Here is a 14162-nt window from a genome sequence, read left to right as displayed (position 1 = left end):
ACCAATTGACAGATCGTGGGCACGGCGCAAAGGCGCCTTTGCCCACCCTACGACACGGCCGCTGCCGGCGCGGCTCACGAATACGGATTGATCAGCTTTTGCTGCTCGGCGCTGTGCTGCGCGAGCAGGTCGATGAAGGTCCTGACCTTTGCCGACAGATGATGACGATGCGGATAGACCGCGTTCATCGACAGCTCGATCGTCCGATATTCCGGCAAGAGGCGCACGAGACGGCCGGCTTCGAGGTCGTCCTGAATGAGAAATCCCGCCATCAGGCAGATGGCGGCCCCCTCCAGTGCGACCTTGCGCAGCGCTTCCCCGCTATTGGTGACGAAGCTGCCCGAGATGCGTACGGAGGCCGGTGCGCCTTTGCGATCGAGGAAGCGCCATTCATCGCCGAACGGATAATTCAGGTGTCGGCCACAATTATGCGCGGCGAGCTCGTCGAGCTTCTGCACCCGGCCGTGCTTCTCGAGATAATCGTGCGAGCAGCACAGCACGTGACGCCAGGTAGCGAGGCTGCGGACGATCAGGCTTGAATCCGGCGGCGAGGTCATGCGCAAGGCGACATCGTAGCCTTCCTCGATGAGATCGACGTCGCCTTCGCCCATGCGCAGATCGACCTTGAGCTCCGAATAGGTCGACAGAAGCTTTGCCACCACAGGCGCGACGAACTGCACCATATGCGTGGCGACGTGGATGCGCAGCGTGCCGCGGGGCACCGACTGCAATTCGCCTGCGATATCGTCGGCCTGTTCGATGTCGGCGAGGATCTGGACGCAACGGTCGTAATAGGCCTTGCCGATCTCGGTGAGGTTGACCTTGCGTGTGGTCCGCTGAAGCAGCCTCACCCCGAGCCTGTCTTCCAGCGCCTGAACGTGATTGCTCACCATGGTGGTCGACATGTTGAGCTTGCGGGCGGCTGCAGAGAAGCCGCCGGTCTCTACCACCCGGCTGAAGACTTCGAGGCTGGTCAATCGATCCATGGCACCTGATTATCCGCCTTTGATGGATAATCGCAAGGAATTCACCCCGATTAACTATCAAAACACGGGATCTCACCCCGCGTGAAGCTTCGTGTGGAGCAGGACGCATGCGTTAGCAGCAATCGCTCGACGGGCGCGGCAATCCCGCTGGGGCAGTCGCGGGTCTGGTTCGCTAAGACATCACAACCAAGGCGACCTCTCTGGATTATCCAACCCTGATGGATAATCCTTCCAGCATTTCCTCGATTATCACCAAGCCCAGAAAGACCAATAGTCTCAGGACGCCGATAGGAGACTTCCATGTCCGAGATGCCCCGCGCCGAGACTTTTCAGCAGGCAACTGAAATCACCCCCGATAACCCCAAGACCCCGCCGACTGCCCCGGCCCGGAACAGGGTGCGGCGCGCGGCGCTGGCGCTCGCGTTCCTCGCGGGCACGGCAACCGCTGTTTATTACGGGCACGATTACTGGACCAACGGCCGCTACCTCGAGACGACCGACGATGCCTATGTGAAGGCTGACTCCACGATCATCGCACCAAAAATCTCCGGCTACATCGCCAAGGTGCTGGTCGGTGACAACGAAAAGGTGAAGGCGGGCCAGGCGCTGGCCAAGATCGACGATCGCGACTTCAGGGCGGCGCTCGACCAGGCCAAAGCCGACGTCGCCGCCGGCGAAGCTTCGGTGCGCAACATCGATGCCCAGCTCGAGCTGCAACAGCCGATCATCGAGCAGAGCACGGCTGACGTCACTGCAGCCGACGCCAACCTGAAATTCGCGCAGGAAGAGCGCGCCCGTTACGACGACCTCATGAAGACCGGCTCCGGCACGATCCAGCGCGCGCAGCAGACCGACGCGGCGCTACGCGCGAGCAGCGCGCAATCGCAGCATGCGAAATCCGGCCTTCTGGCCGCTCAGCGCAAGATCGACGTGCTCACCACCCAGCGCGCCCAGGCGGCGGCCCAGCTCGAACGGGCCCGCGCTGTCGCACAGCAGGCGGCGCTCAACCTGTCCTATACCGAGATCACCGCGCCGGTCGAGGGCACCGTCGGCGCTCGCTCGCTGCGCGTCGGCCAGTACGTGCAAGCCGGCACGCAATTGATGGCGGTGGTGCCGCTCGATGCGGTGTACGTGGTCGCCAACTTCAAGGAGACCCAGCTCACGCATGTGCGGCCGGGTCAGCCGGTCGAGTTGCACGTCGACAGTTTTCGCAATCGAACCCTGCACGGCCATGTCGACAGCCTGTCGCCCGCGAGCGGGCTCGAATTCGCGCTGCTGCCGCCCGACAACGCCACCGGCAACTTCACCAAGATCGTGCAGCGGGTGCCGGTGAAGATCGTGCTCGACGACCACAGCCTCACCGGCCTGCTGCGCCCCGGCATGTCGGCGGTGCCGACGGTCGACACCAAGCAGGCGGTGCTGGCCGAGCGCGAGACGGCGAAGCGCCTCGCCGGCAACACATCCCGCCCGAACGGCGGCTGAAGCCGGAAGGCCTCGGCGGGATTATCAAATCCTGCCGAACGATCCTTCCACAGCTTCATCGATTATCGAAATCATTCGCCTGACGCATCCTGTCTCCGTACCCGAGACGAGGCTTTCATGAGCACGCTGCAACCGACCGTTGACGCCGCCACCAATCTCGCCGCCCCCGCAGCTCCGAGCACGCCGGCCGTATCCGCAAAAACCTGGGTCGCTGTGATCGGCGCGACGCTCGGCGCCTTCATGGCGGTGCTGAACATCCAGATCGTCAACGCCTCGCTCGCCGACATCCAGGGTGCGATCGGCGCCGGCATCGACGACGGCGGCTGGATCTCGACCTCCTATCTGGTCGCCGAGATCGTGGTGATCCCGCTGTCCGGCTGGCTGGCGCAGGTGTTCTCGATCCGGATTTATCTTCTGACCAACGCGATCCTGTTCCTGGTTCTCTCGGCGGCCTGCGCACTGGCGCAGGATTTGCCGCAGATGATCGTGTTGCGCGCCGTGCAGGGATTTACCGGCGGCGTTCTGATTCCGATGGCGTTCACGCTGATCATCACGCTGCTGCCGCGCGCAAAACAGCCGGTCGGCCTTGCCCTGTTCGCGCTGTCGGCGACGTTTGCGCCCGCGATCGGCCCGACCATCGGCGGCTATCTCACCGAAAATTTCGGCTGGGAGTACATCTTCTACGTCAACCTCATTCCCGGCGCGGTGATGGTCGGCATGCTCTGGTACGCGCTCGAGCCCAAGCCGATGAAGCTGGCGCTGCTGCGCGACGGCGACTGGGCCGGCATCATCACCATGGCGATCGGGCTATCGGCGCTGCAGACCGTGCTGGAGGAAGGCAACAAGGACGACTGGTTCGGCTCGCCCTTCATCGTCAAGCTGTCAGTGATCGCGGCAGCCGCGCTGACCGCCTTCCTGATCATCGAGCTCACGGTGAAGAAGCCGCTGCTCAACCTGCGCCTGCTCGTCCGCCGCAATTTCGGCTTCGGCATGCTCGCAAACTTCCTGCTCGGCATCGCGCTGTACGGCTCGGTCTTCATCCTGCCGCAATATCTGTCGCGCATCCAGGGCTACAATTCCGAGCAGATCGGCATGGTGCTGGCATGGACCGGATTGCCGCAACTCCTGCTGATTCCGCTGGTGCCGCGCCTGATGCAAAAGTTCGATGCGCGGATCATCATCGGCGTCGGCTTCGTGTTGTTCGCGGCTTCCAACTTCATGAACATCTATATGACCAATGATTACGCCGCCGACCAGCTGCTGTGGCCCAACGTCGTCCGCGCCATCGGCCAGGCGCTGGTGATGGCGCCGCTCTCGGCGGTCGCTACCGCCGGCATCGAGCCGGAGAACGCGGGCTCGGCCTCGGGCCTGTTCAACATGATGCGCAATCTCGGCGGCGCCGTCGGCATCGCACTGCTCCAGACCGTGCTGACCAAGCGCGAGCAGTATCACTCCAATGTGCTGATGCAGTCGGTCTCGGTGTTCGAGCAGGCCACCCGCACACGGCTGGAACAGCTCACGCAATATTTCGTCAATCACGGCATCCTCGACCGTGCGGATGCAGCGCATCGCGCGTATGTCGCGATTGGCCATATCGTGCAGAAGCAGGCGTACATTCTCGCCTTCAGCGACACGTTTTATCTGCTCGGCATGGCGCTGATCGTCGCGCTCGCCGCCGTCCTGTTCCTGAAGAAGCCCGGCCAGACCTCAGCCGGTGGCGCCCACTGACTCAACCCAGCAAGCAAGGAGAACGACCATGAAGCCCCGCATGAACTACTATCAGGCCGCGCCGGATACGATCAAAGCGCTGATGGCGCTGGAGACGCAGATCCAGTCCACGGGGCTCGAGAAATCGCTGATCGAGCTCGTCAAGATCCGGGCGTCACAGATCAATGGCTGCGCTTTCTGCATCAACATGCACACCGAGGACGCCCGCAAGCGCGGCGAGACCGAGCAGCGCATCTACCTGCTCGATGCCTGGCGCGAATCCCCGCTTTACACCGATCGCGAACGCGCCGCGCTGGCCTGGACGGAATCGGTCACGCTGATCTCGCAGACGCATGCGCCTGATGACGTCTACGAGCAGGTCCGTGCGCAGTTCTCCGAGGAAGAGACCGTGAACCTGACCATGCTGATCGGCGCCATCAACGCCTGGAACAGGATCGCAATCGCGTTCCGTGCGGTTCATCCGGTGAAGATGAAGGCGTCGGTGGCGTAGGTCACAACACGCGCCTCAGCGCAGGTCTCGTAGGGTGGGCAAAGCGGAGCGTGCCCACGTTCTGCAGCTAAAGCGAGAGAGGACGTGGGCACGGCGCAAGGGCGCCTTTGCCCACCCTACGGCAGCCGAGTGCACGGCTCAGACCGCCGTCGCCTTGGCGAACTCCACGTAGATCTCGCGCAGGCGCGTCGCCATCGGGCCGGGCTTGCCGTCGCCGATGGTCTTGCCGTCGATGGCGACCACCGGCTGGACGAACAGTGAAGCCGACGTCGCAAAAGCCTCCTTCGCGGCGAGCGCCTCGGCCACCGTGAACGAGCGCTCCTCGACGCGAAGCTGACGTTCCTCGGCGAGCGCCACCACGGCCTTGCGGGTGCAGCCCGGCAGGATCGCATTGGAGTTCTTGCGGGTGACGATGACGTCGTCCTTGGTGAGGATGAACGCCGAGGACGAACCGCCCTCGGTGACGTAGCCATCTTCCAGCATCCAGGCTTCGCCGGCGCCGGCTTCGGCCGCGGCCTGCTTTGCCAAGACCTGCGCCAGCAGGGCCACGCTCTTGATGTCGCGCCGCTCCCAGCGGATGTCTGGCACGATGATGACGTTGATGCCGGTCTTGGCTGATGCGGCGTTGATGATGTCCTTTTCGGAAGTGAACATCACCAGGCTCGACTTGACGTCGCCCTTGGGAAACGGAAAGTCGCGGCCCTTGTCGGCGCCGCGCGTCACCTGGAGATAGACCAGGCCGTTGGCGACCTTGTTGCGCGCGATCAGCTCCTTCTGCAGCTCGGTGATGCGCTCGACCGTCTCCGGCAGCTTCAAGCTGATCTCGCCGACCGAGCGCTCCAGCCGCGCCAGATGCGAGGCGTTGTCGACCAGCTTGCCGTCGAGCACGGCCGAGACCTCATAGATGCCGTCGGCAAACAGGAAGCCGCGATCGAGGACCGAGATCTTGGCGTCCGAGAGCGGGACGAATGAGCCGTTGACGTAGGCGATCGGGTCCAAGGCAGGTCTCCTGGGGGGAAGGGGGATTTAGCCACCGGTATAGGAGATTTGGCGAGCCCGATAAACCCTCGATCCGTCATTCCGGGGCATTCGCAAAGCGAATGAGCCCGGAATCCATCTTACCTCGCGTACTGCCGCCCGATGGATTCCGGGCCCGCGCCAAGAGGCGCGTCCCGGAATGACAGGGGAGCTAATGCGACAGAATCTTCGACAAGAACTTCTGCGCGCGGTCGCTGCGCGGCTGGCCGAAGAAATCGTCCTTCGCCGCGTCCTCGACGATCTCGCCGCGGTCCATGAAGATCACGCGATTGGCCACCTTGCGGGCAAACCCCATCTCGTGGGTGACGACCATCATGGTCATGCCCTCATGGGCGAGATCGACCATGACGTCGAGCACTTCGCTGACCATTTCGGGATCGAGTGCCGAGGTCGGCTCGTCGAACAGCATCACGATCGGGTCCATGGCAAGCGCGCGCGCGATCGCCACGCGCTGCTGCTGGCCGCCGGAAAGCTGCGCGGGAAACTTCTGCGCCTGCTCCTTCAGGCCGACGCGATCCAGCAGCATCATGCCCTTCGTCACCGCCTTGTCAGACGACCTGCCCAGCACCTTCTGCTGCGCGAGGCAGAGATTGTCGATGATCTTGAGGTGCGGGAACAGCTCGAAGTGCTGGAACACCATGCCGACGCGCGAGCGCAGCTTGGGCAGATTGGTCTTGGGGTCGTTGACCTTGGTGCCGTCGACGCTGATGTCGCCGCTCTGGAACGGCTCCAGCGCATTGACGCACTTGATCAGCGTCGACTTGCCCGAGCCCGAGGGTCCGCAGACCACCACGACCTCGCCCTTGGTGACGCTGGTGGTGCAATCGGTCAGCACCTGGAAGCTCGGAGTGTACCATTTGTTGACGTGGCTGATTTCGATCATGACCGACACGCTCTATCGAATGATGGCGATGCGCGCCTGGAGGCGACGAACGCCGAAGGACGCGATACAGGAAATGGTGAAGTAGACGACCGCTGCGAACAGATACATTTCGACGAGACGCCCGTCGCGTTGCGCGACCTTGCTCGCCGCTCCCAGGAAGTCCGTGATCGAGAGGACATAGACCAGCGAGGTGTCCTGGAACAGCACGATGGTCTGCGTGATCAGGACCGGCAGCATGTTGCGGAAAGCTTGCGGCAACACGACGTAGCGCATGGTCTGGGCGTAGGTCAGCCCCAGCGCGCTGGCCGCGGCCGGCTGGCCGCGCGAGATCGACTGGATGCCGGCGCGCATGATCTCGGAGAAGTACGCCGCCTCGAACATGATGAAGGTGATGAGCGAGGATGCGAACGCGCCGACGCTGATGGGACGCGAGGCGCCGGTCAGCCATTGCCCGATATAGGGCACCAGGAAGTAGAACCAGAAGATCACCAGCACCAGCGGCAGCGAGCGCATGAAGTCGACATAGACCCCGGCGATCCGGCCGAGCAGCTTGAGGCCGGACAGGCGCATCAGGGCGAGTGCCGTGCCGAAGACGAGGCCACCGAGGGCTGCAAGGCCCGTCAGCGTCAGTGTGAACGTCATGCCCTCGTAGAACAAATAGGGCAGAGCGCGGCGGATGACGTCGAAATCGAGATTGCCGAACATCGCTTATTTCCCCGTGATGTAGCCGGGGATCGCGACCCAGCGCTCGAGGAAGCGCATCGCGGTCACCACGACGGCGTTGACGAGGAGATAGAGGATGGTCGCGGCGGTGAAGGCCTCGAACACCTGGAACGAGAATTCCTGCATCGAGCGCGCCTGTCCGGTCAGCTCCAGCAGGCCGATGGTGATCGCCACCGCCGTGTTCTTGATGGTGTTGAGGAATTCGGACGTCAGCGGCGGCAGGATGATGCGGAACGCCATCGGCAGCAGCACATAGCGATAGCCCTGCACGGTGGTCAGACCCAGCGCGGTCGCCGCCATCTTCTGCCCGCGCGGCAGTGAGCCGATGCCGGCCTGCAGCTGCACGGCCACGCGCGCCGACATGAAGAAGCCGACGCCGATCGCCGCCGTCCAGAACGGCGCGTTCGGCAATTGCTTCAGCCAAATGCCGGCGGCCTTCGGCAGCAGCTCGGGCAGCACGAAGAACCACAGGAACAGCTGCACCAACAGCGGCATGTTGCGGAAGAATTCGACATAGGCGAAGCCGAACCAGTTCGCCCCCTTCGACGGCAGCGTGCGCATGACGCCGACGATCGAGCCGGTGATCAGCGCGATGACCCAGGCCAGCGCCGCGGTTTTCAGGGTCAGCGCCAGGCCCGACAGCAGCATGTCGAGATAGGTGCCCGTCCCCATCGGGTTCGGCTGGAAAAAGATTCCCCAGTTCCAGTTATAGTTCACGTGTCCCCCGCGCGAACGCGCCAGTCAGAGATATCCTGGCCGCCTATGCAAATGTCCGGCCACCCCTGTGTCAAGAGTGGCCGGACATGATCCCGATCGAAAGATCGAGGTTATCTTACTTATAGTCGTCCGGGTTCGGCGAGTCCGTCGGCTTGGCGAACTCGTTCTTCAGCTCGGCCGAGATCGGCGTGTTGAGGTTCAGGCCCTTCGGGGGGATCTTGGCGGTGAACCACTTGTCATAGATCTTCTGGGCCTCGCCGGACGTATAGAGCGCCGCGGTCGCCGCATCGACCACCTTCTTGAAGGCGGCATCGTCCTTGCGCAGCATGATGCCGTACGGCTCCGGCTTGGAGAATGCGTCCTTGGAGATGACGTAGTCGTCCGGCGACTTCGAGCCGGCGACGAGGCTGGCGAGCAGGATGTCGTCCATGACGAAGGCGACCGCGCGGTCGGTCTCGACCATCAGGAAGGCTTCGGCGTGGTCCTTGGCCGGAATGATGTTGGCGCCGAGCTTTTTCTCGACGTTGGCCTCGGTCAGCTGCTTGATGTTGGTGGTTCCCGCGGTCGAGACCACGGTCTTTCCCTTGAGGTCTTCGATCGACTTCAGGCCGCTCGACTTCTTGAAGACGTAGCGGCTCGCGGTCAGGTAGTGGGTGTTGGTGAAAGCAACCTGCTTCTGGCGCTCGGCATTGTTGGTGGTCGAGCCGCATTCGAGGTCGATGGTGCCGTTCGCCATCAGCGGGATACGGGTCGCCGACGTCACCGGATTGAGCTTGACCTCGAGCTTGTCGAGCTTGAGCTCCTTCTTCACCGCGTCGACGATCTTGTAGCAGATGTCCATCGCAAATCCGACGGGCTTCTGATTGTCGTCGAGATAGGAGAAGGGGATCGAGGAGTCGCGGAAGCCCAGCGTGATGGCGCCGGTGTCCTTGATGTTCTTCAGCGTGCCTGTCAGCTCCTGGGCCCCGGCCTGGCTGACGGCGAAGGTCGCGGCGAGCGCGAGCCCAATGCTACGGAAATGTTTCACTTTTTTGGTCCCCTTTCAGGATGATGCGGCCCGGATGCAAGCACAGATTGGGCCGGATTAGAATGTGACTTTCGGCTGGCTTGCGGCAGAGGTTAATGGGCTCAGGTCAGCGGCTTGGGCAATTCCCCGAGATCCCAGAACAGGCCGGCCATCACCGTCAAGGCTTCTTCCGTCAATGGCAGCAGGATGTGCTCATTGGGCGCATGCTGGGAGCAGCCGGGATAGGAGTGCGGGACCCAGATCGTCGGCAGACCCAGGATCTCGGAGAATACGTCGTTGGGCAGCGAGCCGCCGAAGTTCGGCAGCACCGCCGGCGGCTTGCCGGTGGTCTCTTTCACCGAATCCGCCGCCCATTTGATCCAGGGGCTGTCGAAATCGGTGCGCGATGCAGCAAAGCTCTGCGCCGCCCGCACCTCGACCATCGAAAAGCCCTTCTGGACAAGATGCGCGCGGATCGCCTCGATCAGGCCGCCGACCTCGGTGCCGACCACGAAACGCAGTTGCAGCACGGCATTGGCATGGCCCGGAATGGCGTTGGCCGGCTTCTCGATATTGCCGGATGACATCGCCAGCACTTCCAGCGTGTTCCAGGCGTAAAGCCGCTCGGCGGCCGACAGCCCCTCCTCGCCCCAGTTCTCGGCAAGCGCGGGCTCGTCCTCGGTCGGCACCACCTGTACGTCGGCAAGATAGCTGCGGATCTGGTTGCTGAGGCGCGGCGGCTTCAGCGCGTCGAGCTGGAGACGGCCGTGGCCGTCGACCAGCGTCGAGATCGCATTCACCAGAATGGTCGCGGGGTTGGCGAGCACGCCGCCCCAATTGCCGGAATGGTGGCCGCCATCGCGCAGGTTCACATCGAGATGAACGCGGATGCCGCCGCGGCATCCCAGGAACAGCGTCGGGCGGTCGGCGGACAGGCGCGGCCCGTCGGAGGCCATGAACAGGTCGGCCTTGAGCGCGTCGCGATTGAGGTCGCACACCTTGCCCAGATCGGGCGAGCCGATCTCCTCGCCCATCTCGACGATGAACTTGGCGTTGAAGCCGAGCTTGCCGCCACGGGCGTCGCGCACCGCGCGGAGTGCCGCCATGTTGATGCTGTGCTGGCCCTTGTTGTCGGCGGTGCCGCGGCCATAGAGCCGCGTGCCCGCAACCGTCGTGCGCCAGGGATCGCGGCCCTCGCGCCACTCGCCCTCCATGCCGTCGACGACGTCGCCATGGCCGTAGATCAGCACGGTGGGCGCTGAGGCGTTTTCGTGATACTCGGCGAACAGGAACGGCGACTTGCCACTGGGGGACTCGACGATGCGGCTGGTAAAATCCAGCGCGGCAAACGCCGGCTGCATCTCCTGTTCCAGATAGGCGCGCAGCTCGGCGCCGCGCGAGGGATTCTGGCTTTCGGTCTTGAAGGCGACGCGGCGGTCGAGTTCAGCGAGGAACGCACCGGATTTGAAATCCTCACGGGCGCGGGCGATGGCGTCGGCTCTGGTCATGACTTGCTTTTCGAGACTTTGAGACAAAGGACCCTACCCGAGACAGGTGGCCCTTCGAAAGTGGCGGGGACGTCGATAGTTCTTGGAGTTCTCTTGAACTTCTCTTGTAGTTCTCTTGGGATTTCGTTCTTGCTCTCTTGAGACTGGCTTGCCAAGGGCGGCAGCCCGCTGATTTTGGCCTTGCCAAGCGCAGGTTATATGCAAGAACTTCGCCAAGTTCGGGCGCACATCTACCATTCGAAGAGCGCTCAGTATAGAGCGCCGGGGAACGATCATGGCCAAGCAGATCAGGCTCAATGCCTTTGCGATGAATTGCGTCGCGCACCAGTCGCCGGGCCTGTGGACTCATCCACGCGACCGCACCGCCGAGTATAACCGCCTGCCCTACTGGATCGATCTTGCCAGGACACTGGAGCGCGGCCGTTTCGACGGGCTGTTCCTGGCCGACGTGCTCGGCGTCTACGACGTCTACGGCAACAGTCCTGACGCTGCCTTGCGCAACGCAGCACAGACACCGTCGAACGAGCCGCTGCTGCTGCTCTCGGCGATGGCCGCGGTGACGAAAGACCTCGGCTTCGGCGTCACCAGCAATCTGTCGTTCGAGCCGCCCTATCCGTTCGCGCGGCGGATGTCGACGCTGGACCATCTCACCGAGGGCCGGATCGGCTGGAACGTCGTCACCGGCTATCTCGACAGTGCCGCGCGTGGCGCCGGCAAGGACAAGCAGACCGGGCATGACGACCGCTACGACATCGCGGACGAATATATGGAGGTGGTCTACAAGCTCTGGGAAGGGAGCTGGGAGGACGACGCCGTGCTGCGCGACCGCAAGCGCGGCATCTTCACCGATCCCAGCAAGGTTCACCGCATCAATCACGAGAGCGCGAACTACCGCATCAACAACACCATCCATCTCAGCGAGCCCTCGCCCCAGCGCACGCCGGTCCTGTACCAGGCCGGCACTTCGCCGCGCGGCCGGCAGTTCGCGGCCAAGCATGCCGAATGCGTGTTCATGTCGGGACCGTCGGCCAAGATCATCGGGCCGCGCGTCGCCGCGATCCGCCAGGAGGCCGCCGCGGTCGGCCGCGATCCGGCTGAGATCCTGATGTTCAACATGATGACGATCATCCTCGGCAACACGGAAGCAGATGCCGCGGCGAAATATGCCGACTACCGGTCGCATATCAATCCGGAAGGCGCGCTGGCCCTGATGTCGGGATGGACCGGCATCGACTTCTCCGGCTACGAGCTCGACCAGCAGGTCCGTCACGTCCAGAACGATGCCGGCCGCAGTGCACTCGACAATGTCACCCGGGGCGATCCCGACCGCGTCTGGACCGTGCGCGACGTCATCGAGCATGTCGGCATCGGCGGCGCCGGCCCTGTCGTGGTCGGCACGCCGGAGATGGTCGCGGACAAGATCGAGGACTGGTTCGAGAAGACCGACGTCGACGGCCTCAACGTCGCGTTTGCGATCTCGCCCGGCGATTTCGAGGATATCGCCGACATGCTGGTGCCGGAGCTGACGCGGCGCGGACGGTACAAGTCGGAATACGCCAAGGGCACGCTGCGGGAGAAGCTGTTCGGCGCCGGCCGCGCAAGGCTCGATGCGCCGCATCCGGCGGCCGGATATAGGGTGGGGAGGAAGGGGTAGTTGCCACGTCCTAGGTGTCGTCCCGGCGAACGCCGGGACCCATAACCCCAGGGAGTGGTTTGGCGAAGACTCGTTGTTCGGGATTAGCTCTGTCCGCAATCGATAGATCGCGCGGTGGGTCCCGGCGTTCGCCGGGACGACGCCGTGGAGGCAGCCTGCCCTACACCTTCCCGTCCACCATCACCTCGATCAGCTTCGTCCCCGGCCGGCCAAACGCCGACGCCAGCGTCGCCTTCAGCTCGCGGGGATCGCTCACCTTGATTGCCTCGCAGCCGAGCGCCTTGGCGACGCCGGCGAAATCCACGGGCGGATCGACGAAATCCATGCCGACATAATTGTCGTCGCCGTGGAAGGCGAGCAGGCGCTGCTTGATGATGCGGTAGCCGCCATTGTTGACGATGACGACGTTGAGCGGCAGCTTGTGATGCGCCGCGGTCCATAGCGACTGGATCGAATACATCGCGCTGCCGTCGCCCGAGAAGCAGACGACCGGCCGATCAGGATTGGCGATGCTGGCGCCGACCGAGGCCGGCAGGCCCCAGCCGATGCCGCCCGAGGCAAGACCGTGATAACCGTAGCGATCGCGATGCGGCCGCAGCGCCGTCACTTGACGGCTGGAGGTGAGGCCTTCGTCGACGAGGATGGCATTGTCAGGCATGGCCTCGACCATCTGCAGCACCAGGAAGTCCGGATCGATTGGCGTGCGACCAGCGCTCTTGCCGATCTGCTCGACCAGCGCCGCGCGGCGTGCGGTCCAGTTCTTCGGCGCGAGTTCGGCGAGACGCTGCTTGGCGCGGCTCGCCAGTGTCGCGCCACCCATCTCCTTGAGCACCGGGATCAGCGCGCGCAAGGTTTCCTTCAGATCCGCCTTCAGGGCGATCTCGACGCCATAGTTCTTGGCGATCTCCCAATCGACGAGGCCGATCTGCACGACACCGAGACCATCCGGCAGCGCATCAACCTCGCTATAAACAGACATCCGCAACGGATCGCCGCCGAGCGCGATCAGGAGGTCGTATGGCGCAAGCGTATCGCGCGCGACCTTCTGCACGCGTGCCAGCGTGCCGACAAAGCTCGGGCTCTCCGACAGGAAGTGCGAGCCATAGGGCGTCGAGGATTGAAAGGCCGCCGCGCCGAGCAGTTCGGCAAGTTCGGCGGCCTCCTTCAGCGCATCGCTCTTGACCACCTCGTCCATGGTGACGATGACGGGACGCTCCGCCCTGAGCAGGCGCGCAGCAAACGCCTTGAGCGCTTCGTCCGACGGCCTCGTCCGCGCGTCGATGCGGGTGGAGCGGCCGAGATCGATCCCGGCTTCGCTGTTCAGGATGTCGCCGGGCAGCGAGATGAACACCGGCCCCGTCGGCGGCGTCGTCGCAATCTTGGCGGCACGGCGCACGATGCGCGGCAGATCCTCCAGCCGCGTCACCTCCACCGCCCATTTCACCAGGGGTTCGGCCATGCGCACCAGCGGGCCATACAGCACTGGCTCCATCAGGCCATGGCCCTGCTCCTGCTGGCCGGCGGTCAGGATCATCGGCGTACCCGTGAACTGGGCGTTGTAGAGCGAGCCCATCGCGTTGCCGAGGCCGGGCGCGACATGGACGTTGCAGGCGACGAGCTTTCCCGAAGCGCGGCTATAGCCATCGGCGATCGCGACGACCAGGCTCTCCTGCATCGCCATCACATAGGTGAGGTCTGGATGGTCCTTCAGCGCATGCATGATCGGCAGCTCGGTGGTGCCGGGGTTGCCGAACAGATGCGTGATGCCCTCGTCCTTGAGCAGCGCGAGAAAGGCGGAGCGGCCGGTGATCTTGTTCTTCATGTTTCCTCCAGGAGCGGACGTTGCCGCAAGGACTGAAAGCATGATGGCCGAAGTCGCGGGAGGCGCGCAAGGAAGCGTGGTCATGGCTGCGTTGCATGGAAACCCCGCTCGTGTCCCGGACGCGA

Annotated in this window: 12 protein-coding genes; 4 read left to right on the top strand and 8 right to left on the bottom strand. The window is 63.7% G+C overall.

The features are described from left to right. Window positions 1-74: 74 nt before the first annotated feature. On the bottom strand, window positions 75-986 hold the full coding sequence (locus A3AS_RS0131735) for a LysR family transcriptional regulator (protein WP_018321516.1): 912 nt from the start codon (window positions 984-986) through the stop codon (window positions 75-77). Window positions 987-1286: 300 nt separating this feature from the next. On the opposite strand from A3AS_RS0131735, the gene A3AS_RS0131730 reads away from it, so the two are divergent. The 3 genes from A3AS_RS0131730 to A3AS_RS0131720 all read left to right on the top strand — a co-directional run bounded on the left by A3AS_RS0131730 (window position 1287) and on the right by A3AS_RS0131720 (window position 4686). Then, a complete protein-coding gene (locus tag A3AS_RS0131730) occupies window positions 1287-2468 on the top strand; it encodes an HlyD family secretion protein (protein ID WP_018321515.1) in 1182 nt (393 codons plus the stop codon). Window positions 2469-2585: 117 nt separating this feature from the next. Then, complete coding sequence (locus A3AS_RS0131725) at window positions 2586-4196, top strand: MDR family MFS transporter (RefSeq protein WP_018321514.1); 1611 nt, start codon at window positions 2586-2588, stop codon at window positions 4194-4196. 28 nt (window positions 4197-4224) lie between these two features. Then, window positions 4225-4686: a carboxymuconolactone decarboxylase family protein gene (locus tag A3AS_RS0131720; protein WP_018321513.1), complete on the top strand. Its 462-nt coding sequence runs from the start codon at window positions 4225-4227 to the stop codon at window positions 4684-4686. A gap of 138 nt (window positions 4687-4824) precedes the next feature. Here the strand turns inward: A3AS_RS0131720 and A3AS_RS0131715 are convergent, their stop codons facing one another. From A3AS_RS0131715 to A3AS_RS0131690, 6 genes are all read right to left on the bottom strand, one after another. Continuing rightward, window positions 4825-5685 carry a D-amino-acid transaminase gene (locus A3AS_RS0131715; RefSeq protein ID WP_018321512.1) on the bottom strand — a complete coding sequence of 287 codons (861 nt, stop codon included), beginning with the start codon at window positions 5683-5685 and terminating at the stop codon, window positions 4825-4827. Window positions 5686-5875: 190 nt separating this feature from the next. Beyond that, window positions 5876-6607 (bottom strand): amino acid ABC transporter ATP-binding protein, encoded by a 732-nt coding sequence (locus A3AS_RS0131710; protein WP_018321511.1) that lies wholly within the window; start codon window positions 6605-6607, stop codon window positions 5876-5878. A 12-nt stretch (window positions 6608-6619) separates the two neighbouring features. After that, window positions 6620-7312 carry an amino acid ABC transporter permease gene (locus A3AS_RS0131705; protein ID WP_018321510.1) on the bottom strand — a complete coding sequence of 231 codons (693 nt, stop codon included), beginning with the start codon at window positions 7310-7312 and terminating at the stop codon, window positions 6620-6622. Window positions 7313-7315: 3 nt separating this feature from the next. Beyond that, the gene (locus A3AS_RS0131700; RefSeq protein ID WP_018321509.1) at window positions 7316-8047 is read right to left on the bottom strand and encodes an amino acid ABC transporter permease; all 732 of its coding nucleotides are present in this window, start codon (window positions 8045-8047) and stop codon (window positions 7316-7318) included. Between the two features lie 115 nt (window positions 8048-8162). Then, on the bottom strand, window positions 8163-9074 hold the full coding sequence (locus A3AS_RS0131695) for an amino acid ABC transporter substrate-binding protein (protein WP_018321508.1): 912 nt from the start codon (window positions 9072-9074) through the stop codon (window positions 8163-8165). A 101-nt stretch (window positions 9075-9175) separates the two neighbouring features. Continuing rightward, complete coding sequence (locus A3AS_RS0131690) at window positions 9176-10561, bottom strand: M20 family metallopeptidase (RefSeq protein WP_018321507.1); 1386 nt, start codon at window positions 10559-10561, stop codon at window positions 9176-9178. A gap of 274 nt (window positions 10562-10835) precedes the next feature. On the opposite strand from A3AS_RS0131690, the gene A3AS_RS0131685 reads away from it, so the two are divergent. Then, complete coding sequence (locus tag A3AS_RS0131685; protein WP_018321506.1) at window positions 10836-12215, top strand: LLM class flavin-dependent oxidoreductase; 1380 nt, start codon at window positions 10836-10838, stop codon at window positions 12213-12215. Between the two features lie 160 nt (window positions 12216-12375). On the opposite strand, the gene A3AS_RS0131680 is transcribed toward A3AS_RS0131685, so the two are convergent. Next, the gene (locus A3AS_RS0131680; protein ID WP_018321505.1) at window positions 12376-14037 is read right to left on the bottom strand and encodes a thiamine pyrophosphate-binding protein; all 1662 of its coding nucleotides are present in this window, start codon (window positions 14035-14037) and stop codon (window positions 12376-12378) included. Window positions 14038-14162: the final 125 nt, after the last annotated feature.

It is taken from the genome of Bradyrhizobium sp. WSM2793 (assembly GCF_000379585.1).
Classification (GTDB): domain Bacteria; phylum Pseudomonadota; class Alphaproteobacteria; order Rhizobiales; family Xanthobacteraceae; genus Bradyrhizobium.
Note: the sequence above shows the minus strand (reverse complement) of the source record. Positions and strands in the feature narration are given on the sequence as shown.

What these genes read in the sequence shown, in the direction of transcription:
- A3AS_RS0131735 (WP_018321516.1), bottom strand. Translation starts at nt 986, where the DNA reads ATGGATCGATTGACCAGCCTCGAAGTCTTCAGCCGGGTGGTAGAGACC.
- A3AS_RS0131730 (WP_018321515.1), top strand. Translation starts at nt 1,287, where the DNA reads ATGTCCGAGATGCCCCGCGCCGAGACTTTTCAGCAGGCAACTGAAATC.
- A3AS_RS0131725 (WP_018321514.1), top strand. Translation starts at nt 2,586, where the DNA reads ATGAGCACGCTGCAACCGACCGTTGACGCCGCCACCAATCTCGCCGCC.
- A3AS_RS0131720 (WP_018321513.1), top strand. Translation starts at nt 4,225, where the DNA reads ATGAAGCCCCGCATGAACTACTATCAGGCCGCGCCGGATACGATCAAA.
- A3AS_RS0131710 (WP_018321511.1), bottom strand. Translation starts at nt 6,607, where the DNA reads ATGATCGAAATCAGCCACGTCAACAAATGGTACACTCCGAGCTTCCAG.
- A3AS_RS0131705 (WP_018321510.1), bottom strand. Translation starts at nt 7,312, where the DNA reads ATGTTCGGCAATCTCGATTTCGACGTCATCCGCCGCGCTCTGCCCTAT.
- A3AS_RS0131690 (WP_018321507.1), bottom strand. Translation starts at nt 10,561, where the DNA reads ATGACCAGAGCCGACGCCATCGCCCGCGCCCGTGAGGATTTCAAATCC.
- A3AS_RS0131685 (WP_018321506.1), top strand. Translation starts at nt 10,836, where the DNA reads ATGGCCAAGCAGATCAGGCTCAATGCCTTTGCGATGAATTGCGTCGCG.
- A3AS_RS0131680 (WP_018321505.1), bottom strand. Translation starts at nt 14,037, where the DNA reads ATGAAGAACAAGATCACCGGCCGCTCCGCCTTTCTCGCGCTGCTCAAG.